Source organism: Pseudarthrobacter defluvii (assembly GCF_030323865.1).
Lineage (GTDB): Bacteria > Actinomycetota > Actinomycetes > Actinomycetales > Micrococcaceae > Arthrobacter > Arthrobacter sedimenti.
Genome location: NZ_CP066362.1, coordinates 929,786 through 954,418, shown reverse-complemented (window position 1 = coordinate 954,418; position 24,633 = coordinate 929,786). Strand labels below are relative to the sequence as shown.

The following is a 24,633-nucleotide window of genomic DNA, read 5'->3' as shown; positions in this document are numbered from 1 at the left end:
CTACCGGCCCGTTGTCAGGGTTTCGTTGTCTGTGGGTGTTTCCTGCAGCACCAGTACGCCGTTCGCGGCAAGTTCAACGGTGCCGGTGACCGCGGCGCCGGTGATACCGTCCGTCCCACCGGATCCAACGTCCACCCTGGCGGGGGCATCGTTGTGGTTCAGCACCAGCAGGTAGCTGCGTCCGTTGCCCGTACGACGGCGGACCTGCACTCCCAGCGGCACCTCCAGTTCCGGCCGGATCCCCGCAGCCGTCCGTTCGGCGGAGAGGAGTTCCTCCAGGAAGGCGTCGTCCACACGGGCGGACAGATAAGTGGCGGTGCCCCGGCCGAAGGTATTGCGGGTGACGGCGGGCATGCCGGTGAGCCGTCCCGATGCGTAACTGGCAACCACCTCCGCCGTCGTGGTGTGAAGGTGCTCAGTCCAGTAATCCGCGGAAGCCGTGCCGCCGTCGGCCGTTGTCAGCTTCACTGCCTCGCCTTCACCTGCGAGTGGGTGCATCTCCTCGCTCCACGCACCCAGGACATTACGGAGCGCGCCGGGGTATCCGCCCAGCCGGATGGTGTTGTCCTGGTCCACGATGCCTGACAGGTAGCTGGCCACCAGGCGCCCGCCGCCGGCTACATAGTCTTCGATGTTCTGCGCTGCACGGTCCGTCAGGAGATATGTGGCGGGCAGGACCACCAGGCTGTACTGGCTGAGATCTGCCTTGGTATCCACGAAGTCCACGGGGATGTTTCCGTCAAAAAGCGGCCGGTACAGGCGGAGGACCTCCTGCGGGTAATTCAGATCCGAGCGCGGGGAATTGCCCAGTTCCAGGGCCCACCAGCAGTCCCAGTCGAACACCAGCGCCACCTTGGCGCCGGCGCGGGTGCCGGTGATGCCCGCCAGGCCCTTCAGTTCCCGGCCCAGCTCGCAGACCTCCCTGAAGACACGTGTGTTGGGTCCGGCATGGTTCACCATGCCGGAATGGAAGCGTTCGGTGCCGCCCTTGGCCTGGCGCCACTGGAAAAACAGGATGGAGTCTGCGCCCTGGGCGATGGCCTGGTAGGATCCCAGCCGCATCTTGCCGGGGAGCTTGGAGACGTTGACGGACCACTGGCTGACGGCGCCCGTGGCCTGTTCCATCACCAGCCAGGGCTGGCCCCGGCGCAGCGAGCGCATCAGGTCGAAGTTCAGGGCCGCGGCCACGTGTGCGTCTTCTTCCCGCGGGTCCGGATAGATATCCAGGGCCGCCGCGTCCTCTTCCGCTGCCCAGGCCCAGTAGTCGTTGTTCTTGTAGAAGCGCATGAAGTTGGTGACGATGGGCAGGTCCGGGGTATGCCGGCGCAGGATGTCCCGCTCAGCTGTGAAGTGCGCCAGCATGCTGTCCGAGGTGAACCGGTGGTAGTCCAGGCGGCGGGAGGGGTTTGACCAGGTGCGGGGCTGGGCGGGCGCGTTCACTTGTGACCAGTCGGAGTAGACCTGGCCCCAGACGTCCGTGCTCCAGGCCCGGTTTAGGTCTTCCAAGTTGGAGTATTTTTCCTGCAGCCATGAGCGGAAGGCCCGATCGGCGTGCGGACCGTAGGAAACCGGGCCGTATTCGTTGTTGACGTGCCACATGCACAAGGCCGGGTGCTGGGCGTAGCGCTCCCCCATCTTTTCGGCCATCGCCAGCGACTTTTCCCGGTATGCGGGGTGGGAAACGTCGAAGTGCTGGCGGGACCCGAATCCAAAGGTGCTGCCGTCAGCCAGGACGGGGAGGATGTCCGGATGCTGGGCGATCAGCCACGCCGGCGGGACCGCGCCAGGGGTGGCCAGATCCACACCGATCCCGTTCGCGTGCAGCAGGTCCATGATGTCGTCCAGCCAGCCAAAGTCATACACCCCGTCTGCTGTTTCAAGCCTGCTCCAGGAGAAAACAGCCAACGTCACCAGGTTGACTCCGGCTTCCTTCATAAGGCGCACATCGTCGTTCCACACCTCCCGGGGCCATTGCTCGGGGTTGTAGTCGCCGCCGTAGGCGATCCCGCCAAGGCGCTCATGCAGGCGTTTGAGACGGTGCTGGGAGGTGCTGGCGCTATGCTCGCTGGTCATCATTGTCCTTTGGTTGGCATTTTGGCCGCGGCACCCACCAGTGCGACCTGCATCACAGAGAAAGTATCGTAAGTTTCAGCAATAACAACAGGGGTAGGGGAAGTGGGAGATAACTATTTATCCGCCTTGCCGCCGGAATGAGTGCACCAACAGTGGGCAGAAGCCTCATATCGATGCAGGAGCAACAACATCCGGGCACCGCAGCGTCACCAGTTTCCAACCGCAGAATGGAAAGTATCGGAAGCCCGCGGGTACGAACGGAAATATTCCGATACCTCATGGGGCGTCCCGACACCTCATGGGGCGTGCAGCCGCCCATCGTGGAACGTGAGGGTGTCGCCCGGTAAGCGGTCAGAGGTGGGCGGGCGTCATCGGAAATCCCGCCAAAGGTGAGCGGGCGTCATCGGAAATCCCGCGAAAGGTGAGCGGGCGTTGATGGGTTACTCCGAGTCAGTTGCCCGGGGCGGCCTCCCCGGCCCAGGCTCCCGCACGTCCTGGACGACTTCGTTGTGCCGCAGGAACCACGGCTTGAACGGCGGGTCGAAGCGGGCGAACCGGGGCGGGCCCACAGGCGTCAGTCCGGCCAGCGTCAGGGCGGCTTGTAAACCGTTGTTCCGCTTCTCAAATGCAGAGCCGGAACCGCTGCCCGAGAATCCCACTACCGCGGCGAGCGAACCCGGCACCGCCCGGACCCTGACCTTCGGGTCCGCGGGCACAGGGGCGGTTTCGGCGGTCACGTCCGCCGGGAGCACAAAGGCCACCGTGAATTCAGCGGGCTGTTTGGAACCGGGCAGCGGTCCGCTTTGGAGCACCGGGGCGGTCATGGCCAGCTTCTGCGGCCCCGGCTGCGGCTCCTGGAGCACGGGGACGGTCATGGCCAGTTTCTGCCGGGCAGTGTTGTTGCCGCTGATGTAGTTGAAAAGATAGCGGAAAGCGGCGTTCCCCGCGCGGTCAAAGCCGGCCGTCACCGTCACTTCGGCGACGACATAGTCCGGGTACCGGCGCAACTCGAAATGCGGATAGCGCCGGACCAACTCATAAGGCTGCTGCTCGGTCATGGTGCAGCAGAGCCTACGCCGGCCGGACGGGCGCGGCCAGACCGAAGGACTCTACCGGGCCGGGGTCAGACGACTCGCATCGCACCCCGAACTGTTGCCAAGCCCACGCTGCCTGCCATTGCCATGTGATAAGCAGGCGAAGCATAATAGTTAGCAGAACTAATTAGCATCGCTAAAGAACGCCAGCAGGAGGCGCACCCGCTTTTATGCCAGCCACCCAAACCAAGACCACTGCAGCCGCCGACCCCACCGCCCCCGACACCCTCGCCATCGATCTCCGCACCGCCGTGATGCGCACTTCGCGCCGGCTCCGCGTTGAGGCCACCGGTGACGCCATCACCCCCGGCCAGTACACGGTCCTCGCCCTGCTGAACGGCAGCGGCCCAAGCACTTTGCGGGATCTAGCCAAGAGTGAGCACGTCCAGGCACCGTCCATGACCAGGATCGTCAACGCGCTGGCCGACCAGGGCTTCGTCACCAGGAGCGCCGATCCCGACGACGGCCGGCAGGTCCGCGTGGACATCACGGACGCCGGCAGGACAGTTTTGGCGGAAGCCCGGAGCCAGCGGACCGCTTGGCTGGCCCAACGCGTGGCAGGCCTCAGCGAGGAAGACCGGCTCATCCTCAGCCGCGCAGCCCGGATCATGCAGGAAATGAGTGGTAAATGAGCGCGATGTTCCGGGCCCTCGAAAACCCCAATTACCGCATTTGGGCCAGCGGTACGATCGTCTCCAACATCGGCACCTGGATGCAGCGGGTGGCACAGGACTGGCTGGTGCTGACTGTCCTCACCGACCACTCGGGTGCCGCCGTCGGCCTCACCACGGGCCTGCAGTTCCTGCCCATGCTGCTGTTCGGCCCCTACGGCGGCGTGCTGGCGGACCGCTACCGCAAGCGCATCATTCTCATGTGGACGCAGCTGGCCATGGGATTCACCGGCCTTGCCATCGGACTCCTGGTGGTCACCGGTACCGCCCAGCTGTGGCATGCCTATGTGGCGGCGTTCTGCCTCGGCCTGGCCAGCGCGGTGGACGCGCCGGCGCGGCAGGCCTTCGTTTCCGAGCTGGTGGGCCAGGAAAACATCTCCAATGCGGTGGCCCTGAACTCGGCGTCCTTCAACACCGCGAGGCTCACCGGCCCGGCTATCGCCGGGGTGCTCATCGCGTGGGTGGGCACGGGCCCGGTGTTCCTGCTCAACGCCGCCAGCTTCGCCGCCGTCCTGATTTCACTGTTCCGGATCCGCGTTAGCCAGCCGGCCCCGGCCGGAAAGGGAGAGCGCAACAAGCACCAGGTGGCCGAAGGCATCAGGTATGTGCGCCGCAGGCCGGACCTGATGCTGATCATGGTCCTGGTGGGCATCCTTGGCGCGTTCGGCATGAACTTCCCCGTCATCAACTCACTGATGGCCACCACCGAATTCAGCATGGGGCCAAGTGAATTTGGGCTCCTCGGCTCGATCATGGCCGTAGGCACGCTGGCCGGTGCCCTCCTGGCGGCGCGCCGCTCCGGCCCCCGGCTGCGGTTCCTGCTGGGAGGGGCACTGGGACTGGGAATCTCCACCATACTGGGCAGCATCGCACCAACTTTCTGGGTCTACGCCGCTATCCTGATTCCCGTGGGCCTGGCGTCCATCACCTTCCTGAACAGCTGCAACACCAGCATCCAGCTCTCGGTGGAGCCCCGGTTCCGCGGCCGAGTGCTGGCCCTGTATCTGGCCATCCTGCAAGGCGGCACCGCCATAGGTTCGCCACTGGTCGGCTGGATCGGAAGCCAGTTCGGAGCCCGCTGGTCCGTTGCGGTGGGCGGCATCGTGGTGCTGCTCGCAGGTATCGCCGCTGTGGTCGCGGTCACCAGGCGGAACCGGCTCACCCTTCGCGGCGCGCTCCGCCTGGCCTTGGGCCGGCGCGAGCCCGCCGTTTAGGAGGGCTGGGACGAAAGTTGACCCGTGGGCCGGTCCCCCAACACCGGCACCGGCCCACCGGTGGCGGCGGCCATTGGATGGGTCCGCCGCAATCCGCAGCTGCAACTTGGGGTGCAGCTGCAGACGATGTCATCCCCCAGGCGGGGGCAGGACTGCGGACCGGCGCACGAGCTCCTGCTCCACAGAGCGCAGGATGGCCTCAGCTTCGCGTAGTTCGGCACCGGGAAGCTCAGCACCGGAGCGTTCGATGGCGTGGCGCAGCATGAGGAGGTCGGCGGCCGGAACCAGGGCCCAGCCGTCGAAGGCATGGAAAACCCGGCCCGGGGCCGTACCGCCGGGCGGATGGAACCAGGAATGCGCTTCTTGAGCTCTAACTTCTTGAGCTGCGAATTGTTGAGCTATGAGTTTCACCAGGGAGGGCTCTCATGACTGCCTAGCCAGCTGACTGCTCAACCACGGGTAAGGAAAAAGATAACCACAACCGTGCCGTTAAATCACGTGGTTGCCGTACCGAATCTGAAAATGACGGCATCCTTCATACGAGCGGCCACAAGAGCCCCCAGGTTGCGGGTTCACTGCGGCGCCTGGTTCACGATGTCCACCGAGATTTCGACTACCGGTACCGTCCCCCGGTTCTCCAGCCAGTGGGTGGTGTGCCGGTCCTCCTTCCACCCCACACCGGGCCCATACTCAGCGACGGCGCCGTCCCGATGCTCCGTGACAGTCCCCTGCAGGACGTAGACGGTGCCGGGACGGCCTTTGTGATCATGGAGTGGGCCGAAGACGCCGCCCGGTTCGATGGTCACCATCCTCATCCGCAGCTGCCGGCCTTCCATGCCGTCAATCTCGCCGGCAAGATCAACAGTCGCCAGCAGCTCCACCGAGACGCCCGTCGACTCAGGCACCGCTTCTTCCCCGCCCATTGCCCTTCCTTTCTATGCCCGCTTACGACGGCGGCGCCGGCCTGCCGCTGCCACGCACCCGGGTGCGGGTGCTCTGGGCGGCACGTGCCGGCGTCGTACCTTGATTGATGCGCCTGCATTGGCGCGACGTGCCCTTAGGCCGGCAACGAGGAGATATTCAGGATGTTGCCCTCGCTGTCCACGAACCAGGCACCCTTGCCCATGCCCTCCATGGTGGCGATGCCGTTTTCGGTCTTGAGGCCTGGCATGTCGTAGTCCTCAAACACCACCCCGCGGGCCCGGAGCTCCTCCACTTCCTTCTCCACGTCCTGGACACCCCACGCCATCTGGGTGTTCTTGGCCGAACCGGCGTTGTCCGTCCGATACAGCAGGAAGCCGGTCCCCTTGCCGCATCGGTAGATCAAATTCTCGTTTTCGATAGTCTGGGCCGGCTCAAGGCCCAGCTTGTCCCGGTAGAACTCCTTGGCCCGGTCGATATCCTTGGCAGGCAGGACGGCCATGAGTTCCATATCTTTGAGCATGACAAACAACTCTCCTTGCGGTTGCGATGGCGACGCTCTCCCCCGAGCCGGTCCGGACGTGCCCGCCGGGCCATGTGGCCGTCCTTCCCGCCGAGTGCCGGGGCGGCCACCTGGAATCCCGTTTTGCCGTGCTGGCAGCAACCATCGACGCAACCATCGACGCGGGGTCCCCGAAGTCTACGAGGCCATTATGGAACCGAAAATCCCGCGGCGAAATAGGGGATTTAATCGGCCCTAAAGCAGCTTCAGCCTGCTACTTACGTGCCACCCAGATTGCCTTACGCAGGGCAGCGCCCACTACAGACACCAGGGGAACCAGGCAGACCAGGGCGGCGATGGTGTTGGGGCGGAAAGCAGGTTTACCGTTCACTGTGCGGTACACGCCGAGCGGGACAACGAAACCGCCGCCGCCTCCGCCGGAGGCCCCGTCTTCCGATTCCGTGCCGCCGCCGAAGCCAAAGGACACCAGCGCCACGGGCACGATTTCCTCCCCGCCGAGGTTCACGGGAGTCCCGTAAGCGCGGGTGACGCCCATGTTCTTAAACGAGTCTGCAAGGGATGCGAGAGTGTCAGCCATGGCATCAGGCTAGGCAGCAGCTTCCGCAGCCGAAAGGACCATAAGTCCCGTTGAAGCCGGATCCCAGCGCTCCCTACTTCCGGATTTCCGCCATCCTCAAGCGGACGATGTCCGCCAGCACGTCGTCGGGCACGGGGTGGTCAGCGGTGAAGCGGATGGTCCCCTTGGACAGCGAGTACCCTTCCAAGCGTCCGGCCACCGCTTCGACCACTGCCGAGGAAAAGGGAAAGATCGAAAGGTGCTTTGCCGCCGGGACGGCTGCCAACAGCGGTTTGCCCTCGAGCTTCAGGGCAGGCATGCCGTAACTCATCCCCTGCGTGGCCTCGGGAGCCAGCGAGCGTGCAGTCTCCACCACATGCTGCAGGCAACTGCGGTCGGGTTCATCCAGCGCAGCCAGCGCCTCGTCCACGGCCCCCACCGGGAACCTCAGCTCTTCCTGGCCGCAACCGTGGAGGCCAGTGCGGCGAGGCCCCGCTCAAAGTCGGCGCCCACCATCTTGTCCATGTCCATGAACAGTGCGAACACCCTGCCCAGGCCCTTGTTCTCGCCCGTCATCCGCCAGGTCACCTCGGTACCGGTGTCCACCGGGGTGAAGCTGAACGTGGTGGGGTTCAGTGCCTTGAACGGCCTGGTGAACTGCAGCCGGATCCGGATCAGGCTGGCGGGTACGGATTCTGTGAGTTCCATCGTGCCGCTGCCGGCCCTGCGATTGCCGCTCCACTCGTACCCCGCGCCGGCGCCGGCCTCGTTGCCGAAGTAACGGCGGCTCATGCCCGGGTCAATCGTTTCCCAGGGGGACCAGGCGGTCCATTCATGGAAGTTGTTGACCAGCGGGAAGATCTGCTCCGGGGAGGCAGGGATGACCGCAGTGCGGCGGACTTCAAAAGTGGACATGGGCCCAGCATAGGGGCCGGAGCCGCTGGCGTTAAGGGAGGACGACGTTCACGGGGTCCCTGCCCTCGAGCAGGAGGCCGATCTGCTTCCTGAGCAGCCGGACCATCCGGGGGAACATGGCAGAGCTGGCGCCGCCCACGTGCGGGGTGATGAGCACGCCGGGGCTGGTCCACAGGGGGTGGTCGGCCGGCAGCGGTTCCGGATCGGTCACGTCCAGGGCAACCCGGAGGCGGCCGGTCGAGGCCTCGGAGAGCAGCGCGTCGGTATCCGCAACCGGGCCGCGGGCCACGTTGACCAGCAAGGCACCATCCGGCATGGCCGCCAGGAACTTGGCGTCAACCAACTGCTGGGTCTGCTCACTCAACGGAACACTGACCACCACGATCTCGTGCAGCGGCAGCTGCTCATAGAGCGAATCGATTCCGTAGATGGTCCCACGTTCGTCTTCCCGCCCACGGCTGGCCATGCGGGTGACTTCCGTTTCGAACGGCAGGAGCCGCGCCTCGATGGCCTTGCCCACTCCCCCGTAGCCCACCAGCAGCACGCGCCGGTCGGCCAGGCTGGGACGCTGGCTGTTGTCCCAGGTCCCGGTCTCCTGGTTCCGGACGAAGTCCGGGATCCCGCGCTGGGAGGCCACCATCATGCCCACGGCGAGTTCCGCCGTCGACGTTTCATGCACTCCGGCCGCGTTGGCGAAGGTGACGCCCGCCGGCAAAACCGCCGCGACGCCGTCGTACCCGATGGACTGGCTCTGCACCAGGCCGACGTCGACGCCCTCCAGCGCGGCGAGCGCCGCCGGCTTGCCCATGTAGCCCGGAACCAGCAGGTCCAGCCGGCCTTCCGGCGCCGGTCCGGTGAGGTCCCACCGGACGAATTCGACGCCGTCCATCGGCTCGAGCGCGTCGATGAGCCTTTGGTCGGGCAGGCACACCCGCAGCCGGCCCGTCATGCGGCGACCATCAGCTTCACGTTCGCGGCATTCAGCGCGTCTTCGATTTCCTGGGGCGGCGGTGCATCGGTCACCAGGACGTCCACCGCATCGAAAGCTGCCAGCCGCGCCAACGCGTACCGCAGCATCTTTTGGTGGGTAGCCACCACCACCACCTGTTCCGCCGAATTCATAAGGGCGATCTTAGTGGCGCGCTCCACATCCCGCTCAATGTAAAACGCCTCGTCGTGGATCCCGGACACACCGATGAAGGCCGTCTTGGCGCGCAGGCCGGCCGCCGCGCTGACGGTCATGGGGCCATTGAAGGCCTGGCTGTCCAGCAGCAGCTCACCGCCCAGGCAGATGGTGCGCGCCTCGGTCAGCTGCAGGCAGCGCTGGATGGCGGGCGCGGAGTGCGTGATGATGGTGCCCGTAAAGGCCGTGGGCAGCTCCTGCGCGATCTGGTAGGTGGTGGTGCCGGCATCCAGGATGATGGCGTCCCGCTCGCCGATCAAAGATACGCAGGCACGCGCCACCCGCAGCTTGGCAGCCGCGTCTTCCCGGACCCGGGCGGCGAAGTCTGCATTCTGGCCGTGCCCGTCAATGGCGCTGACGCCGCCATGGACCACCCTGGCCAGGCCCAGTTTGGACAGTACGCGCGTGTCCCGCCGGACCGTCATGTCCGAAACTGCAAACGTCTCCGCCAGGTCGGTCGTGGAAATGAAACCGCGCCTGCCCAGTTGGTCCAGGATGGTGCGCTGACGAGGCGTCAGCGCACCCTCTTTCCGTGCGGTGCTCATAACCCCTTCTTCCCTCCCCAATGTGCCGGGCTGGAGCCTGGCGGGATGTTGCAATTCCAACACGTATCTTCTTATGAACGTACCCCGATGGCGGCATTGCCAAGCTCAACAGGGCGGCCTTCCGTAATAGACCGTTCAGCGGCCAGGCCCATCCGCACCGACTGGAGGCCATCCGCCACGGTAACCTCCACCGGCCCTTCGCCCAGGATCGCCTTCCGGTAGCCTAGGTGTTCGTAGTAGGTGGAGCCGTGGTGCGCGCCGGCGGCCAGGACAGCCTCGTCCACCGGAACCTCGTGCTTTTCCGGGCCCAGCGGGGACCGCGGGCTGAACTCCACGGTGGCTTCCGCCTCATCGCCGGGAATCCAGTGGTTGGCAGCCACCGGGATAAGGGTTTCGATCTTGGCCTCATCACCCACGATGGAGATCCGCTCCTGGAACTTGGATCCTTCCGCGAACATGGACAGTTCCAGCATGGCCCGGCGGCCGCCCTTGAAGTCAACGATCACGTAGGCGTTGTCCAACATGTCGGAGACCCGGCCGTCGTAGACCTCGTCCATATGGTTCACGTCGTGGCCGCCGCTGGCGTAAACGCGGACAGGCTCGTCCTGCAGGATCAGCCGCATCAGGTCGAAGAAGTGGCAGCACTTTTCCACCAGGGTGCCGCCCGTGCGTTCGGCGAAGCGGTTCCATGCATCCACTTTGTGCAGGAACGGAAACCTGTGCTCCACGATGGAGAGCATGTAGATGTTACCCAGCTTGCCGCCGTGCGCCGCTTGGATGACTTCCTGCACCGGCGGCATGTAGCGGTATTCCATGGCCACCCATACCGGCGCGGGATAGTTGGCGGCGAGCGCTTCCAGTTCGTCTGCCTGCTCCGCGCTGGTACAGACCGGCTTTTCCACGAGCACGGGCAGGTTGGTTCCGCTGGCAAAGATGTCCTTCAGGATCCCCAGGTGCGTGTCGTTGGGGCTGGCAATGACCAGCGCATCCACCAGCCCTGAGGCCAGCAGTTCGTTGTGGGTGGGGAAGGTCCGTACCTCATGGCCAATCTCCCTGGCCGTCTCCGCCAGGGACGACGGCGTGGGATCCGAGACTGCGGTGATCCGGCTTCCAGGGATCAGGGCAAGGTTCCTGACATGTTCGCGGGCCATATGGCCGGCGCCGATAAGGCCGTACCGGATTGTCCGTACTGGTTCCGCAGTAGGCACTGACATGAGCTGCTCCGTTTCTCTACGTTGAGTGGGGGACCGCGGCGTTGCATCCCAAACACAACTATACAGAAAGTGTTGTTTTTCCAACATAGCGTGTGTATATTTCTTCAGTACCAGCCGGAACTACAACGAGGTGGAACGTGCCACAAACGTCAACTGGAACGCTGCTCTTCGTAGGATGCGCCACTCTTGACTCCATTGCCCTGGTGCAGGATTACCCCGCAGCGGACAGCCGCACGGTAGCCACGGACTTCGCGACGGCGGGCGGCGGCCCGGCGGCCACCGCAGCTGTGGCAGCAGCCCGGGCAGGGGCAAGGACAGCCTTCGCAGGAGTCCTGGGTACCGACGAGGAAGGTGACCGCATCATCCACGGCCTGGAGGCCGAGGGCGTGGACACGTCCGCCGTGGTCCGGGACGCCGGTGTCAAAACCGGCGCCAGCGTGATCGTGGTCAGCCGCGCCACGGAGAGCCGGGCAATCGTCACCCGCCCGGTCCCGCCGGTCAGCTTCCCCGCAGGCGGCCGCTTCTCCGAACTGCTGCAGTCCGCGGCGTGGGTCCACACGGACCACCTGGGCTGGAACGCCGTGGCCAGCGCCTCCGGCCGTCCCGGGACACTGAAGATCAGCGTCGACGCCGGCAATCCCATCCCGGGCTTCAGCCCCCGCGGCGTCGCCCTCTATGTCCCCACCATTGAAAGGCTCCAAGCAGAGTACGGCGAGGACCTCTCCCCTGCAGCGCTCCTGCAGAAAGCGATCGACGCCGGCGCCTCCGCCGTCGTCGCCACCGCCGGCTCCGACGGCGCCTGGGTTTTGGAACCCGGCGGCGAACCCGTCCACGTGCCGGCCACTCCCGCAAGCATCGTCTCCACCCTCGGCGCCGGAGACGTGTACCACGGCGCCCTGCTCGCCGCCGTCGCCGCCGGGCTTCCACTCGTGGAAGCCGCGGCATTCGCCGGCCGCACGGCCTCCGCCTCCTGCGGCGGCCTGGACGGCCGCTCCGCCATCCCGCACCAGACCATCAATTCCGTCCCAGCCTCCATCTGAACCAGCTGAAAGAAGCAGCCCATGAGCCCCACAGACCTCTCCCCCCTCCAGCGCCCGTCAGGCGCCTTCGCGATGCTCGCCGTCGACCAGCGCGAAGCCATGCGCAACATGTTCGCCGAACACACCGACCAGCCGGTCACCGACGAGGACCTCCGAGACTTCAAGCTCGAAGCCGCCCGGATCCTCAGCCCCTATGCGTCAGGCATCCTGATCGACCGGCAGTTCGCCCTGGACCAGGCCATCGACGCCGGGGTGGTGGACCCTGGCTGCGGACTCATCGCCTCCGCCGACCACTTCGAGTCCGCGCACGGCGAGCTGGTAGGCGAGGTGACCATCGACAAGCTGGTGGACCCGCACAAGTACAAGGCCCTGGGTGCGAAGGCCCTGAAACTCCTGGTCCTCTACCGCCCGGACGAGCCCGCCGAGGGCCGAGTGGCGATGGTCCGGGAATTTGTCGAAAGCTGCCGGGCTGCCGGACTGATCAGCATCATCGAACCCGTCTCGCGCAAGCCCCTCGCCGGCGGCGATTTCGACTGGAACGCCGGAATCCTGGCCGCAGCCAAGGAGCTCGGCAGCCTTGGCGCCGACCTCTACAAGGCCGAGGTCCCCTTCAAGGGACAGGCTTCCGAGGATGAAGTCCGCGGCGCCTGCGCCGAACTGACCAAGGCCATCAACGGCCCCTGGGTGGTCCTTTCCTCCGGTGTTCCCGAGGACGTCTTCCCCGATGCTGTCCGGTGGGCGTGCCTGGAAGGTGCCAGTGGCTTCCTGTCCGGACGCGCCGTCTGGGCGTCGTGCATCGGCGCCCCCGACGTCGTCGAATCCCTGTCCACCGACGCCGTCCGCCGGCTGCAGCGCCTCTGCGCCGTAGTTGACGAGGCCGTCTCCGCCCAAAGGACCCACGCCTAGGCACCGGTGGCGCGCCGCAGCGTGCCCCGGGGCAAACCCTTCCGCAGTAAGCAAAGCAAACGCAGTAAGCAAACAAGGCACAGCAAACACTCAACGAGGAGATTATTGTGAGTCAGATTTCACGCAGGCAGGCAGTCGCCCTTCTCGGGGCCCTTGGCTTCGGCGCCGCTGCGGCAGCGTGCGCCGGGCCCGGCGGCTCCACCAAGCCGGCTGGCGCCTCCGGACCGGCGGCCCCCTCCGCCGGCGCCGTCACCGGGAAGGTGTCGTTCGCCCACTGGCGCGGCGAGGACAAGGCCGTGTTCGACGAGCTCATCAAGCGCTTCGCCGCAAAGCACGACGGCGTAGAGGTTGCCCAGGACATCTCCACGTCCAACGACTACAACGCCCAGGCGCTGCAGAAGCTGCGCGGCGGCTCCATCGGTGACGCGTTTGCCACCTTCCGCGGGGCGCAGTTCAAGAACTTCACCGAGGCGGGGATCTACACCGAACTCAAGGACAGCCAGGCGGTAAAGAACTACCAGAAGGGCCTGCTGTCCGCGGGCCAGAACGGTGACAGCCAACTGGGCCTGCCGTACCAGGTGGTGTTCCCCATGCCCATGGCCAACCTGGACCTCTTCGACAAAGCCGGCGCGGAGATCGCCCCCAAGAACTGGGACGCGTTCCTGGCCATGTGCGAAAAGCTCGCCTCCGCCGGTGTCATCCCCATCTCCTGGCCCGGCGGCGACGTGGGAAACGGTGGCCAGCTGTTCAACTGCATGATCGCCAACAACGCCCCCGTGGACGACATGTGCGCCCAGATCGAGCAGGGCAAGCTCAAGTGCACCGACGACTGGTTCATCAAGATGCTCAACCAGTACAAGGACCTGAAGCGGTTCGTGCAGCCCAACGCCACCGGAACGGCGGTGGAGCCCGCCCAGAACCTGTTCTCCCAGGGCAAGGCAGCCATGCTGGCCACCGGTTCGTACCACCTGGCCGCCGTCCGCGGACTGGGCGCCAAGTTCCCCATCGACCTGGTGTTCCCCAACACCACCTCCGACGGCAAGGGCAAGTATGAGGGCGCCTACAACGCCACGTTCATCCTTGGCGTCAATTCGGCCAGCAAGAACCAGGCGGCCGCGGCAGCCTGGATCGATTTCCTCTCTGAGCCGGAGAACGCCGGCTACTACGCCAACCAAACGGCCCAGCACGTGTCCGTGGACAAGGTGGAGTACACCAACCCGGACCTGAAGCGGCTGAGCCCCTGGCTGCAGAAGAAGACCGCGCTCGCCGCCAGGTTCCAGTTCAACAACCTGGATGTCCGCAACGCGGTGGAGGCCAGCGCCACGGCCGTCATCTCCGGCACCAGCCCGGAGCAGGCAGCCGCTGCCGCCCAGAAGATTGTTGACGAACGGCTATGAGTATCCATCCCGGAACTGCTGCCAAACGCAAAGCAACGGACAGCCCAGCGCCTGCAAACCCTGCCAAGGTCCGCCGCCGCTCCCCCACACGGGTGAATCCGGCGCTGTACCTTTTCCCGCTGCCCGCCGTCGCCGTCGTCGCCTTCTTCCTGGTGATGCCCACGCTGCAGGCCTTCCAGTACGCCATCACGGACTGGAACGGTTTCTCCGCGGCGTTCAACTACGTGGGCCTGGACAACTTCATCCGGGCGTTCACCAAGGATTCGCTGTTCACCAACGCACTGACCAACAACCTGAAGTTCGTGCTGCTGGTGGTGGTCGCCCAGACCCTGTTCTCTCTGGTGCTGGCACTGCTCCTGACGAAGAATTCACGCGGCAGCATCCTGCTTCGCGCCCTGTTCTTCTTCCCCACCATCCTGTCCTCGGTGTCGGTGGCCTTCATCTGGAAGTTCATCTACGACCCCAACTTCGGGCTGGCCAATTCGGTCCTTCGAACCGTGGGGGTGGACGGGGGCGCCTACCTCGGCAACGACGCCCAGGCCCTGTACTGGGTGGCCGTCACCCAGGTGTGGTTCCACTCGGGCCAGATGATGGTGGTCTACATCGCGGGACTCCAGGCCATCCCCAAGGAACTCTACGAAGCGGCGGAAATGGACGGCGCCAACAAGTGGCAGCAATTCAAGTCCATCACCTGGCCGTTCGTGGCCCCGGCAACGTCCATTGTGGTGGCCTACACCACCGTGCAGTCATTCAAGGCGTTCGACCTGATTCTGGGCATCGCGGGCAACCCGCCCAAGAGCTCCCTGGACATCCTGTCCACCCGCATCTACAGCACCTTTGCCAACTCGGAGTTCGGCTACGCCGCCGCCCAGTCGATCATCTTCATGGCGATGATCGCCCTGGTCACCTGGCTCCAGCGCCGCCTGCTCCGGCTGACCCCGAAGGGGGACTAACAGCATGCTCGCCTCACTCAGCCGCCGCGCCATCCTGGCCATCTACGCGGTCATCATCATCATTCCCCTTACCGTGGTGGCTTTCGGCAGTTTCAAATCCACCCAGGAACTGTTCGCTGGGCCGTTCAGCCTGCCGCACTCCCTCGCACCTGACAACTTCGCCGAGGTGGTGGGCGGCCAGAACCTGGGCTCGTCCTTCATGAACAGCGTGATCGTCACCGGTATCTCCGTGCCGCTCACCCTGTTCCTGGCAAGCCTTGCAGGCTACGCAGTGTCCCGGTTGAAGGGGTTCATGTCCTGGGCCATCTTCGGGTTCCTGGTCCTGGGCATGGCCATCCCCGCGCAGGCCAACATGGTGCCGCTCTACGTGCTGTTCGGCCGACTGGGCCTGCTGGACAACCTGGCCGGCCTCATCCTGGCCAACGTAGTGTCCACACTGCCCATCGCCGTCTTCATCCTGGGCGGGTTCATGCGGACCCTGCCAAAGGAGCTCTACGAAGCATCCTCCATCGACGGCAGCGGACCCTGGAAGACCTACTCCTCCATCGCCCTGCCGCTCTCCGCACCCTCCATCGCCGCCGCAGCGATCTTCCTGTTTGTCATCCACTGGAACGAACTACTGTACCCGCTGCTGTTCATCCAGACCCCCGGCAACCGCACCCTGCCGCTGGCACTGCTGAGCTTCCAGGGCGAGTTCCAGACCAACTACCCGCTCCTGTTCGCCGGCGTGATCCTGGCATCGCTGCCCGTTGTGGTGGCCTACGTCTTCCTGCAGCGCTACTTCGTTGCCGGCATCACGGCGGGAGCCAGCAAGGGATGAGTACGACGACGGCGGCCGGCTTTGCGGCCGGCAGCACCCTTCCCGCCAACGAAAGGCACTGTTCATGAACCTCAAATCAGCCAGGCACCTTGTGAACGGCAGCTGGCACACCGCCGGAAGCGCCAAGGACGTGACTGACCCGGGCAACGGCAGCACCGTGGGCGAGGTGGCCTGGGGAACCGCCGGAGACGCCACCAAAGCCGCCGACGCTGCCGCCGAAGCATTCGGTTCCTGGTCCCGCACCACGGTGCGGCAGCGGGCAGACCTGCTGCGCACCGCAGCCGAACTCCTTGCGGATCGCCGGGACGAACTCGCGCACACCCTGGCACTGGAAGCCGGCAAGCGGCTCCCGGAGGCGCAGGGCGAGGTGGACTTCTCGGTGGAGTACTTCCGCTGGTTCGCCGAGGAAGCGCGCCGCACCACCGGCACCGTCAGCCCGCCCGAACTGCAGGGCCGGAGGCACCTCAGCACCCGGAAACCGATCGGCGTGGCCCTCAGCCTCACACCTTGGAACTTCCCGGTCTCCATCCAGGCCCGGAAGCTCGCGGCCATGCTCGCCGCCGGCTGCACGGTGGTGGGCAGGGTGTCCGAGAAGGCCCCGCTGGCTGCCACCGGGCTGTTCGAGGTCCTGCACGACGCCGGCTTCCCAGCCGGCGTGGTCAACCTGGTCCACGGCCCCTCCCGCGAAATCACCGCCGCCCTGATGTCCCACCCGGCCGTCCGCGCCGTCAGCTTCACCGGCTCCACGGGAGTCGGCCGGCAGATCATGGCGTCCGCCTCGGAGCGCGTGGTCCGGCCCCTGCTGGAGTTGGGCGGCAACGCGCCGTTCATCGTCTTCGAGGACGCCGACCTGGACGCCGCCGTCGAGGGTGCCATCCTGGGCAGGCTCCGCAACACCGGCCAGTCCTGCGTGGCGGCCAACCGCTTCCTGGTGCAGGACAGCATCGCAGAGGAGTTCGCGCAGAAGCTGGGCGCACGCTTTGATGCAATGAGCATCGGCCACGGCGTTCCCGACGACGGCGCACCGGTTCCGGACCTCGGCCCGGTCATCGACGCCGACCGGGTGTCCGCGGTGCAGGCACTGGTGGACGACGCTGAAGAGCGCGGCGCGCGGCGGGTGACGCAACGGACGTCCGTCCCCGCACAAGGGTCCTTCCTGGCGCCCACACTGCTGGCCGACGTCCCCGACGACGCACCGCTGGTGACCGAGGAAGTCTTTGGCCCGGCAGCCGGCGTCGTCACCTTCTCCTCGGAGGAAGAAGCCATCCGCAAGGCCAACGCCACCGAAATGGGCCTGGCCGCCTACGTCTGGAGCGGCAGCCCCAGGCGCGGCTGGGACATCCCGGAGCAACTCGAAGCCGGGATCGTGGGCGTCAACGACCCCCTGCCCTCCGTAGCCTTCGCCCCCATGGGCGGTGCCAAACAGTCCGGTCTGGGCCGGGAAGGATCGAGCCTGGGCCTGGAGGAGTTCGAGGAGGTCCAGTACGTGGCCTGGAGGCCGTAAATGCTGACCACCGGGCTGGTGCTGGGCGCCGTCGTCATGGGAGCGGGGATGCAGCGGATCACCGGGATGGGCTTCGCCCTGGTGGCCGCCCCCTTCCTGGTCCTGCTCCTGGGGCCGGTGGAAGGCGTGGTGCTGGTGAACGTGTGCGGCGCCGTGACGGCTGGGGCCATCATCTTCCGGGTGGTCAGGGACATCGATTGGAAGCGCTACCTGCTGCTCGCGGCCTCGGCGCTGCTGGGCATCATCCCGGCGGCGTTCCTGATCCGCCTCATTCCGGCGCCGGTCCTGGAAATCTCCATTGGGGTTCTCCTGGCCGCCGGGCTGACGGTCCTGCTGGTCCTGAAGTCCGCCACCCTGCCGGAGCGCCGCCGCTACCTCTTCACTGCCGGCGGCCTCAGCGGGTTCATGAACACGGCGGCCGGGGTGGGCGGTCCGGCCGTCAGCATGTACTCCATCGCCACCCGGTGGCAGCACAAGTCCTTCGCGGCCACCATGCAGCCGTACTTTTTCACCATCGGAACGTTCTCGCTCATCTCCAAGGCCATCACCGCCCCGGCGACCTTCCCCGCGATGCCGCTGGGCATGTGGGTGGCTGTTGCCGTGGCGTGCCTGGCCGGGCTGGTGCTGGGCGACCTCGCGTCAAAGTTCGTCCCCGCCCGCGCCGCACAGATACTGCTGATCATCCTGGCCTACCTGGGAGCGGCGGCCACCATCATCCGCGGCGTGCTTGACGCCGCCGCCTGACCCGACATCCCGCATTCCTACCAGAAAGAGGACATGACATGACCTGGCTCGAAAGTGCCGCCCACGCACGATGGCTTGAGGCGGAAACCGACCGGCTGATCCGCTTCGCCGAGGCGTCGAAAGTATCCACAGGTTTCGGCTGGCTGGACAACTACGGCAAGGTATTCGCCGACAAGCCAACTCATCTTTGGATCACCGCCCGAATGACACACAGCTTCGCAGTCGCCGCGCTGATGGGACGGCCGGGCGCTGCGACCCTCGTGGACCACGGCATCAACGCACTCAACGGCGTCCTCCACGATGACGAGTTCGGTGGCTGGTACGCCGAGGTGGACGCGAACGGGCCCGTGAACGACACCAAGTCCGGCTACCAGCACTCCTTCGTGCTACTGGCTGCCGCCAGTGCCGTTGCCGCGGGGCGCCCGGGAGCCCGGGAACTGCTCGACGAAGCACTCCGGATAGCCGACACCAAGTTCTGGGACCACCAGGCCAACATGTGCTTCGACTCGTGGAACCGGGAATTCACCGAAACCGAGGCCTACCGCGGCGGGAACGCGAGCATGCACTCGGTGGAGGCCTACCTGATCGTCGCCGACGTGACCGGGGAGAACCGCTGGATCGAACGGGCGCTGCACATCGCCGAGGTGCTCATCCACGACTTCGCGCGCAACAACAACTACCGGGTGTTCGAGCACTTCGACCCGGAGTGGAACCCGATGCCGGAGTACAACACCGATGACCGGGCCAGCCAGTTCCGTGCCTACGGCGGAACGCCGGGCCACTGGGTGGAGTGGGCGCGGCTGCTCCTCCACCTTCGCGCTGGATTAGAGGCCCGCGGCCTGGACGTCCCGGCCTGGCTCCTCGAAGACGCCCGGGGCCTGTTCGACGCCGCCATCCGCGACGCGTGGGAACCGGACGGCCACCGGGGATTTGTGTACACCGTGGACTGGGAGGGAAAGCCGGTTGTCACCACCCGCATCCGCTGGGTTCCCGCGGAGGCCATTGGAGGCGCGGCAGCCCTTTACCTTGCCACCGGCGAGACGAAGTACGCGGACTGGTATGAGCGGATCTGGGACCATGCCCGCGACTGGTTCATCGACTACGAGCACGGATCCTGGAAGCAGGAACTCGACGAGAACGGCAATGTCAGCTCGACTGTCTGGTCCGGCAAGGCCGACATCTACCACCTGTGGCACTGCTTGGTGGTTCCGCGCCTTCCGCTGGCCCCCGGACTGGCGCCGGCACTCGCAGCAGGCCTGCTCGATTCCCGAATCAACCAAACCCACGTCTAAGAAAAGGACATCGAATGTCTGCCATTTCCTCCCAAGAAGCTGTCCTGCATGTCACCGCGGTAGGTGCTGAAACCCTGAACCTGCGTGTCGATCCGGGTGTGCCGGCAGCGGTGCGCATCGAGGTTCAGGGCAGCTGTGCCTGCCAAAGCGCCGGCCGCCGGCCTGGGTCCTACACGGACACGGACTTCGGCGGCCGGTAGTCCTGTTCCAGCCGGTCGCGAAGCTCATGCTGGGGCACTGCGGGCGGGAGTGCGGGTGACCGTGTCACGTCTGTGACAGGCCCTCTGGTCCGGTAAATTTAATGGAGGAATTGTCCGGCGAGCCGAGCCGCATTCCAAGCCCTCCCCTTGAATGGACCGCACCCCCATGTCTTCCGCGATTTCCGCGCCGTCCCCTACCCGTTTTCCCTACGCCGCGATGGTGGTCCTGGCCACCATCGCGTTTACTGCCATCACCACCGAGCTCCTCCCGTCCGGGCTGCTGCCGCAGATCAGCACCGGCCTGGGCGTGTCCGAGCCGGTGGCCGGATACCTGGCAGCCGCCTACGCCGCCGTCATTGTGGTAACGGTGGTTCCGGCCGCCCGGCTGCTGGGGAAGATCCCGCGGCACGCCCTGCTGGTGGGCCTGGTCCTGACATTCGCCCTCAGCAATGCACTGGTGGGACTGGCCCCGGACTTCACCTCCGCGATGATCGCCAGGCTGGTGGGCGGCCTGGCGCACGGACTGCTTTGGACCACCATGGCGCCGTTCGTGTCACGGGTGGTGCCCGCGGACAAGGTAGGCAAGGCCCTGGCCATCGTGTTCAGCGGCAACAGCCTGGGCCTGGCCATCGGGGCCCCGGTGGGAACGGCCCTGGGCGGCTTCCTGGGCTGGCGTGCCGCATTCATGGTGCTCGCCGGATTCGGTGTGGTGCTGACCGTTCTCGCGTTCTGGCTGCTCCCCCGGGTCCAGCGCATCAGCGACGCCGCCCGCCCGTCCCTGCGCAAGGCGATCGGCCAGCCCGGCGTGAAGTCAGTGGCGATTGCCTGGCCCCTGCTGGTGCTGGCACACTTTGCCCTGTTCACGTACATCGCGCCGTTCATCCGTGAGGCGAGCCTGCCGGACTATGCCACCAGCCTCTCCCTCACAGTTCTGGGCGGTTCCGGCCTGCTGGGCATCTGGATCGCCGGGCTCACCGTGGATTCCCGTCCCCGCCGTTCGCTTTTGATTACGACGGCGGCCATCGCCGCTTCGATGTTCCTCCTTCCACTTGCGGTAGGGAACCTCGTCCTGGCCTTGGTTCTGATGACCGTTTGGGGAGCCGGCCTGGGCGCCATTGGCATCTACAACCAGTCCGCGATCCTTCGTGCCGGCGGCGAATACAGCGAGGCCGCCAACGGACTCACCGTCCTGACCATCCAGTTGGGCATCACCATCGGAGCGCTTTACGGTTCGGCCGCCCTGGTGGTTGGCGGCCCGCTGCTGGTTCCGGCCGCCGCGGCGATCCCTGTGGTGGCCGCGTTCGTCATCACCCTGGCTGGAAAAAGGTATGCCTACCCGCCCGGCCCGCGGGAGCGGATCTGGCTGGAGCCCCGCCCCGTGGCCGACAAGGTCCAGGACCCGGCATAACCCCAAACCACCCCTTCATCGATTGCTCCGTAACTGTCGTTTTGAACGCCCAGAACGACAAGTGCGGAGCAATCGATGGTTCTGGGGTCATTTCAGGGCTGCCCGGCAGAGATTTTGACAAATCCGTCACAAGATTTTTGGAGACCCGTAACCTCCGTGACGCGGATTTCGATTCATTAAGTGCGGGGGCAACTCCGCGGAAGTTGAACGCAATCCAGAAATTCGTCAACGGAGGGTCTCATGTCTTTCTTCACCTTTTCAGGCAACAAGCTCGCCATGACTGTGCTCGCAGCAGGCGCGCTGGCGGTTGGCGGCACAGGCGTTGCCGCGATGGCAGAATCGTCACCGGACGCGCCGTCTGTCCTTGCCGGGACCGAATCGCCGTCGCCGAGCCCCACAGCAACCGAAACTGAATCACCGTCCCCGAGCCCCACCGCGACGGAAACCGAATCCCCAGATCCCACCCCCACCGAAACCGAGACGGAAGCTCCGGACCCGGCACCAACGGCGACAGAAACCGAGTCACCGGAGCCCGCCCCCACGGAAACGGCTGATCCTGAACCGTCGCAGACGTCCACTCCAGCAGGACCTGACGCATTCGGCCCTGCCGCCTTTGGCCTGTGCAACGCGTTCAGCAACGGCGGCCTGGGTACTTCGTCCACGGCCTACGCGGCCCTGGTCCGCGCAGCCGGCGGGGAAGGCGGCGTCGGCGCCTACTGCGCCACTGTTGCCGCTCCCGGAGGCGGCGAGGACGGCAGCGAGGCAGCTGCAACGCCTGAGGAGGGCCAGTTAAAGCAGCAGGTAAAGGAGCAGCACCAGGGTGCACCCGCCTCCAACGCCGGGGGCCACCAGGCCGCAGGCAACGGCGCCAAGCACGGCGGACAGCGGTAGCCTGCCAGCGATGTGCGGCTGCGCCGGGATGGCCAACGTTCCGGCGCAGCGCTCACCTGCCGCCCGTCCGGAGACTCTCGGACCCTTTCGGTGGAGTTGAAGGGAGAGATCGTGGAAGACAAGGCCCTGCAGGAACGCATTCTGGATGACGAGCGCGCTGTCCAGGAACTGCTGGAAGGGGCCGGCCGCACAGACGATCCAGTTCTTTGGGACCTGTTGCTGCAGGTCCGGGAGCTCAGGACGGTCGACGTCCCGGCGCCGTCGCCGCGGCTGAGGGCACTATTGGCGTCCCTGCCCGTTGACAGTGTGCTGACCGCAGTAAGCACGGCTCAGTTGCGGTACTTCGCCACCGTGAACAGGAAGGTGGAGTCCTCTTCGGCGTGAAGGCTGTGCAGGCCGGGCGGGACGATCAGCAAGTCGCCGGTCTTGCCCTGCCACGACTCCCCGCCGGCCTTGAGGCTCACGCAGCCCTGGACCACGAAGACGGTAGCGTCGCCGGGGTTCTGGTGCTCACTCAGCTGCGTTCCGGCCTTCATGGCCATGACCGTCTGCCGGAGGATCTTCTCATGGCCGCCGTATACCGTGTCGGCAGCACGGCCATTGGTGGAGGTCAGAGCAGCCTCGAGCTGCTGCCGGGCCAGCGCGTCGATAGATATCTTCTGCATGCGCCCAAGGCTACCCGCGTTCTTCCCGCAGGGGACCCCGGGTGTGCGGCACCGCCCTACAATCCCCTTTCGTGGGGATGGAGCAACCGCAGGGCCGGTCCTAATCTTCGAGCATGAATGCTGTAGCGCAGATCTTCGCCGTACTCGCCGCGGTCATCTATATCTTCGTGTTTCCGGTGGAGAGCTTCCTCCTTCGCCGCAGCCGGTGGGCGCAGAAATTCCTGAGCACGCCGCCCGAGAACGTGCCGGCGGTGATGATGTGGGCCATTCCCACGGGATACAAGAACCTGGTGATTGCGCTGGGCGTGCTCGCCGGCGTAGTCGCCGCCAACTCGGGACAGCTCGTGGTCGGCTACACGCTGGTGGTCTACTGCTGCGCCAACATGGTCCTCACCGCCCCCACCATGCTGCTGGCAGACCTCCAAGGGCACTACCCCAGGAAGTGGGAGAGCCTGCCGGGGACCCTCGCGGCAACGCTCCCGGCCCTGGTTACCCTGATCCTGCTGCCCCTGGGACCCTAAGCCGGGTTCCTGCGCCGGGCTGGTGCCACGTTCCGGACACGCCCCGGCAGGCCCGATTTCGAAGGCCCGGCACATGCTTGATAAACGTTAAAAGGTGCTAGACGTCCTCAATCCCGCCCTGCCCTTTATCGCCACGGCCCTGGCGGTGCTGGCCGGACTCACACTGTCCTGGCTGCTCCGCAAGATCGTCCTGAAGCTCAACCGGAAACGGCCCGAGCTGCAGGCCACCTCCCGGGTGGCCCGCCAGCCCCTGCGGCTGGCACTGTGCCTGGTGGGCGTCCGTACCGCGCTGGGGCTGACGGCCGGGAACGAAAGCTGGCACGCCGGCGTCGACCACTTCCTCCTCATTGCCCTCATCGGCGCGGTGGCCTGGCTGGCCATTGCGGTGCTGCTGATCGTGGAGGCCGTGGTGTTGACCCGGCACAGCGTGGACGTGGCGGACAACCGGCGGGCGCGGCGGCTGCGCACGCAGATGATCCTGGCGCGGCGGATTGCCGTGGCGCTGGTGGTGGTGCTCGCCGTCGGCACCGCCATGCTGACGTTCCCCGCCATCCAGGCGCTCGGTGCCGGCCTGCTGGCGTCCGCCGGAGTGATCTCCATCGTCGCCGGTTTGGCCGCGCAGACGTCCCTGGTGAATGTGTTCGCCGGGATGCAGCTGGCCTTCACCGATGCCATCCGTGTGGATGACGTGGTGGTGGTGCAGAAGGAGTGGGGCCGGATCGAGGAAATCACGCTGACCTACGTGGTGGTGCACCTTTGGGACGACCGCCGGCTGATCCTGCCGTCGACCTACTTCACCACCACGCCCTTCGAGAATTGGACCCGCCGCCAGTCGGAGGTGATGGGCACCGTGGAGTTCGACCTCGACTGGCGTGCGCCGGTGGAGGACATGCGCACCGAACTGCGCCGGGCCCTGGCCGGTACCGAGCTGTGGGACGAACGCGTGGGGGTCCTGCAGATCACGGATGCCACCGGCGGCTTTGTCCGCGTCCGGATCCTGGTGAGCGCCGCGGACAGCGCGGCACTCTTCGACCTGCGCTGCCTGGTGCGCGAAACCATGGTCACCTTCCTCCAGCAGAACCACCCGGAGGCCCTGCCGCACCAGCGCTGGGAGCAGGCAGCGGACAGCAATCAGGCGCACGACGGCGGCACAGGCACCCGCCCCCGGACACCGCTGCGCGGGCTGGGTTCGCCCGCTGCTGCCGGCACGCACGCCGCAGATCCCCATGAGTCGCAGCTCTTCACCGGCTCCATCGAGGCGGTTGAGCGGTCCCGCGCCTTCTCCGGACCGGGTGACGAGGTGTTCGAGGAACGCGACCGGAACCTGGCCTCCCGGAACTAAATCCTGCTGCGAAGAATCCTTGATAGGTGACCATTTAGTCA

Annotated in this window: 28 protein-coding genes; 16 read left to right on the top strand and 12 right to left on the bottom strand. The window is 66.0% G+C overall.

From position 1 onward, the window contains the following. Entirely contained in the window at positions 1-2,073 is a 2,073-nt protein-coding gene (locus JCQ34_RS04510) for a beta-galactosidase (protein ID WP_286402316.1), read from the bottom strand. A 440-nt stretch (positions 2,074-2,513) separates the two neighbouring features. Beyond that, positions 2,514-3,131, bottom strand: coding sequence for an SOUL family heme-binding protein (locus tag JCQ34_RS04505; protein ID WP_286402315.1), 618 nt, complete (start codon positions 3,129-3,131; stop codon positions 2,514-2,516). A gap of 206 nt (positions 3,132-3,337) precedes the next feature. On the opposite strand from JCQ34_RS04505, the gene JCQ34_RS04500 reads away from it, so the two are divergent. Both JCQ34_RS04500 and JCQ34_RS04495 read left to right on the top strand, forming a co-directional pair. After that, the gene (locus tag JCQ34_RS04500) at positions 3,338-3,799 is read left to right on the top strand and encodes a MarR family winged helix-turn-helix transcriptional regulator (RefSeq protein ID WP_286402314.1); all 462 of its coding nucleotides are present in this window, start codon (positions 3,338-3,340) and stop codon (positions 3,797-3,799) included. Then, entirely contained in the window at positions 3,796-5,052 is a 1,257-nt protein-coding gene (locus JCQ34_RS04495) for an MFS transporter (RefSeq protein ID WP_286402313.1), read from the top strand. The genes JCQ34_RS04500 and JCQ34_RS04495 overlap by 4 nt, the downstream gene beginning before the upstream one ends. A 129-nt stretch (positions 5,053-5,181) precedes the next feature. Here JCQ34_RS04495 and JCQ34_RS04490 read toward each other — a convergent pair whose 3' ends face one another. From JCQ34_RS04490 to JCQ34_RS04450, 9 genes are all read right to left on the bottom strand, one after another. Further along, entirely contained in the window at positions 5,182-5,463 is a 282-nt protein-coding gene (locus JCQ34_RS04490; protein ID WP_286402312.1) for a hypothetical protein, read from the bottom strand. Positions 5,464-5,624: 161 nt separating this feature from the next. Further along, positions 5,625-5,975 (bottom strand): cupin domain-containing protein, encoded by a 351-nt coding sequence (locus JCQ34_RS04485; protein WP_286402311.1) that lies wholly within the window; start codon positions 5,973-5,975, stop codon positions 5,625-5,627. Positions 5,976-6,109: 134 nt separating this feature from the next. After that, positions 6,110-6,496: a VOC family protein gene (locus tag JCQ34_RS04480; RefSeq protein ID WP_286402309.1), complete on the bottom strand. Its 387-nt coding sequence runs from the start codon at positions 6,494-6,496 to the stop codon at positions 6,110-6,112. A gap of 253 nt (positions 6,497-6,749) precedes the next feature. Then, on the bottom strand, positions 6,750-7,073 hold the full coding sequence (locus JCQ34_RS04475; protein ID WP_286402307.1) for a hypothetical protein: 324 nt from the start codon (positions 7,071-7,073) through the stop codon (positions 6,750-6,752). A gap of 73 nt (positions 7,074-7,146) precedes the next feature. Next, positions 7,147-7,491, bottom strand: a complete 345-nt coding sequence (locus JCQ34_RS04470; RefSeq protein WP_286402305.1) for an iron chaperone — start codon at positions 7,489-7,491, stop codon at positions 7,147-7,149. Between the two features lie 8 nt (positions 7,492-7,499). After that, positions 7,500-7,967 carry an SRPBCC family protein gene (locus tag JCQ34_RS04465; RefSeq protein WP_286402303.1) on the bottom strand — a complete coding sequence of 156 codons (468 nt, stop codon included), beginning with the start codon at positions 7,965-7,967 and terminating at the stop codon, positions 7,500-7,502. A gap of 31 nt (positions 7,968-7,998) precedes the next feature. Beyond that, positions 7,999-8,916, bottom strand: coding sequence for a 2-hydroxyacid dehydrogenase (locus tag JCQ34_RS04460; protein ID WP_286402301.1), 918 nt, complete (start codon positions 8,914-8,916; stop codon positions 7,999-8,001). Further along, complete coding sequence (locus JCQ34_RS04455; protein ID WP_286402299.1) at positions 8,913-9,695, bottom strand: DeoR/GlpR family DNA-binding transcription regulator; 783 nt, start codon at positions 9,693-9,695, stop codon at positions 8,913-8,915. The genes JCQ34_RS04460 and JCQ34_RS04455 overlap by 4 nt, the downstream gene beginning before the upstream one ends. A 71-nt stretch (positions 9,696-9,766) precedes the next feature. Continuing rightward, entirely contained in the window at positions 9,767-10,909 is a 1,143-nt protein-coding gene (locus JCQ34_RS04450; RefSeq protein WP_286402297.1) for a Gfo/Idh/MocA family protein, read from the bottom strand. A gap of 137 nt (positions 10,910-11,046) precedes the next feature. Here JCQ34_RS04450 and JCQ34_RS04445 point away from each other — a divergent pair, with 137 nt between their 5' ends. From JCQ34_RS04445 to JCQ34_RS04390, 12 genes are all read left to right on the top strand, one after another. Next, positions 11,047-11,949 carry a PfkB family carbohydrate kinase gene (locus tag JCQ34_RS04445; RefSeq protein ID WP_286402294.1) on the top strand — a complete coding sequence of 301 codons (903 nt, stop codon included), beginning with the start codon at positions 11,047-11,049 and terminating at the stop codon, positions 11,947-11,949. Positions 11,950-11,970: 21 nt separating this feature from the next. Further along, positions 11,971-12,855: an aldolase gene (locus JCQ34_RS04440; RefSeq protein WP_286402291.1), complete on the top strand. Its 885-nt coding sequence runs from the start codon at positions 11,971-11,973 to the stop codon at positions 12,853-12,855. Between the two features lie 107 nt (positions 12,856-12,962). Beyond that, positions 12,963-14,252: an ABC transporter substrate-binding protein gene (locus JCQ34_RS04435; RefSeq protein ID WP_286402288.1), complete on the top strand. Its 1,290-nt coding sequence runs from the start codon at positions 12,963-12,965 to the stop codon at positions 14,250-14,252. Then, positions 14,249-15,205 carry a carbohydrate ABC transporter permease gene (locus JCQ34_RS04430; protein WP_286402285.1) on the top strand — a complete coding sequence of 319 codons (957 nt, stop codon included), beginning with the start codon at positions 14,249-14,251 and terminating at the stop codon, positions 15,203-15,205. Before JCQ34_RS04435 ends, JCQ34_RS04430 begins: the two co-directional genes overlap by 4 nt. A gap of 4 nt (positions 15,206-15,209) precedes the next feature. Continuing rightward, entirely contained in the window at positions 15,210-16,025 is an 816-nt protein-coding gene (locus JCQ34_RS04425) for a carbohydrate ABC transporter permease (RefSeq protein WP_286402283.1), read from the top strand. A 64-nt stretch (positions 16,026-16,089) separates the two neighbouring features. Beyond that, positions 16,090-17,529, top strand: coding sequence for an NAD-dependent succinate-semialdehyde dehydrogenase (locus tag JCQ34_RS04420; RefSeq protein WP_286402281.1), 1,440 nt, complete (start codon positions 16,090-16,092; stop codon positions 17,527-17,529). Then, positions 17,530-18,273, top strand: a complete 744-nt coding sequence (locus JCQ34_RS04415) for a sulfite exporter TauE/SafE family protein (RefSeq protein ID WP_286402278.1) — start codon at positions 17,530-17,532, stop codon at positions 18,271-18,273. A 38-nt stretch (positions 18,274-18,311) separates the two neighbouring features. Continuing rightward, positions 18,312-19,565 (top strand): AGE family epimerase/isomerase, encoded by a 1,254-nt coding sequence (locus JCQ34_RS04410; RefSeq protein WP_286402275.1) that lies wholly within the window; start codon positions 18,312-18,314, stop codon positions 19,563-19,565. Positions 19,566-19,579: 14 nt separating this feature from the next. After that, a complete protein-coding gene (locus tag JCQ34_RS04405; RefSeq protein ID WP_286402271.1) occupies positions 19,580-19,765 on the top strand; it encodes a hypothetical protein in 186 nt (61 codons plus the stop codon). Positions 19,766-19,931: 166 nt separating this feature from the next. Then, positions 19,932-21,173: an MFS transporter gene (locus JCQ34_RS04400; protein WP_286402268.1), complete on the top strand. Its 1,242-nt coding sequence runs from the start codon at positions 19,932-19,934 to the stop codon at positions 21,171-21,173. A 240-nt stretch (positions 21,174-21,413) separates the two neighbouring features. Continuing rightward, positions 21,414-22,064 carry a hypothetical protein gene (locus JCQ34_RS04395; RefSeq protein WP_286402265.1) on the top strand — a complete coding sequence of 217 codons (651 nt, stop codon included), beginning with the start codon at positions 21,414-21,416 and terminating at the stop codon, positions 22,062-22,064. A gap of 111 nt (positions 22,065-22,175) precedes the next feature. Further along, a complete protein-coding gene (locus JCQ34_RS04390; RefSeq protein WP_286402262.1) occupies positions 22,176-22,448 on the top strand; it encodes a hypothetical protein in 273 nt (90 codons plus the stop codon). On the opposite strand, the gene JCQ34_RS04385 is transcribed toward JCQ34_RS04390, so the two are convergent. Beyond that, entirely contained in the window at positions 22,394-22,729 is a 336-nt protein-coding gene (locus JCQ34_RS04385) for a cupin domain-containing protein (protein ID WP_286402259.1), read from the bottom strand. The two genes, JCQ34_RS04390 and JCQ34_RS04385, sit on opposite strands and share 55 nt — an antisense overlap. Positions 22,730-22,842: 113 nt before the next feature. Between JCQ34_RS04385 and JCQ34_RS04380 the strand changes: the two genes are divergently transcribed. Beyond that, positions 22,843-23,250: a DUF1304 family protein gene (locus JCQ34_RS04380; protein WP_286402256.1), complete on the top strand. Its 408-nt coding sequence runs from the start codon at positions 22,843-22,845 to the stop codon at positions 23,248-23,250. 118 nt (positions 23,251-23,368) lie between these two features. After that, positions 23,369-24,592, top strand: a complete 1,224-nt coding sequence (locus JCQ34_RS04375; protein WP_434738945.1) for a mechanosensitive ion channel family protein — start codon at positions 23,369-23,371, stop codon at positions 24,590-24,592. Positions 24,593-24,633 lie beyond the last annotated feature (41 nt).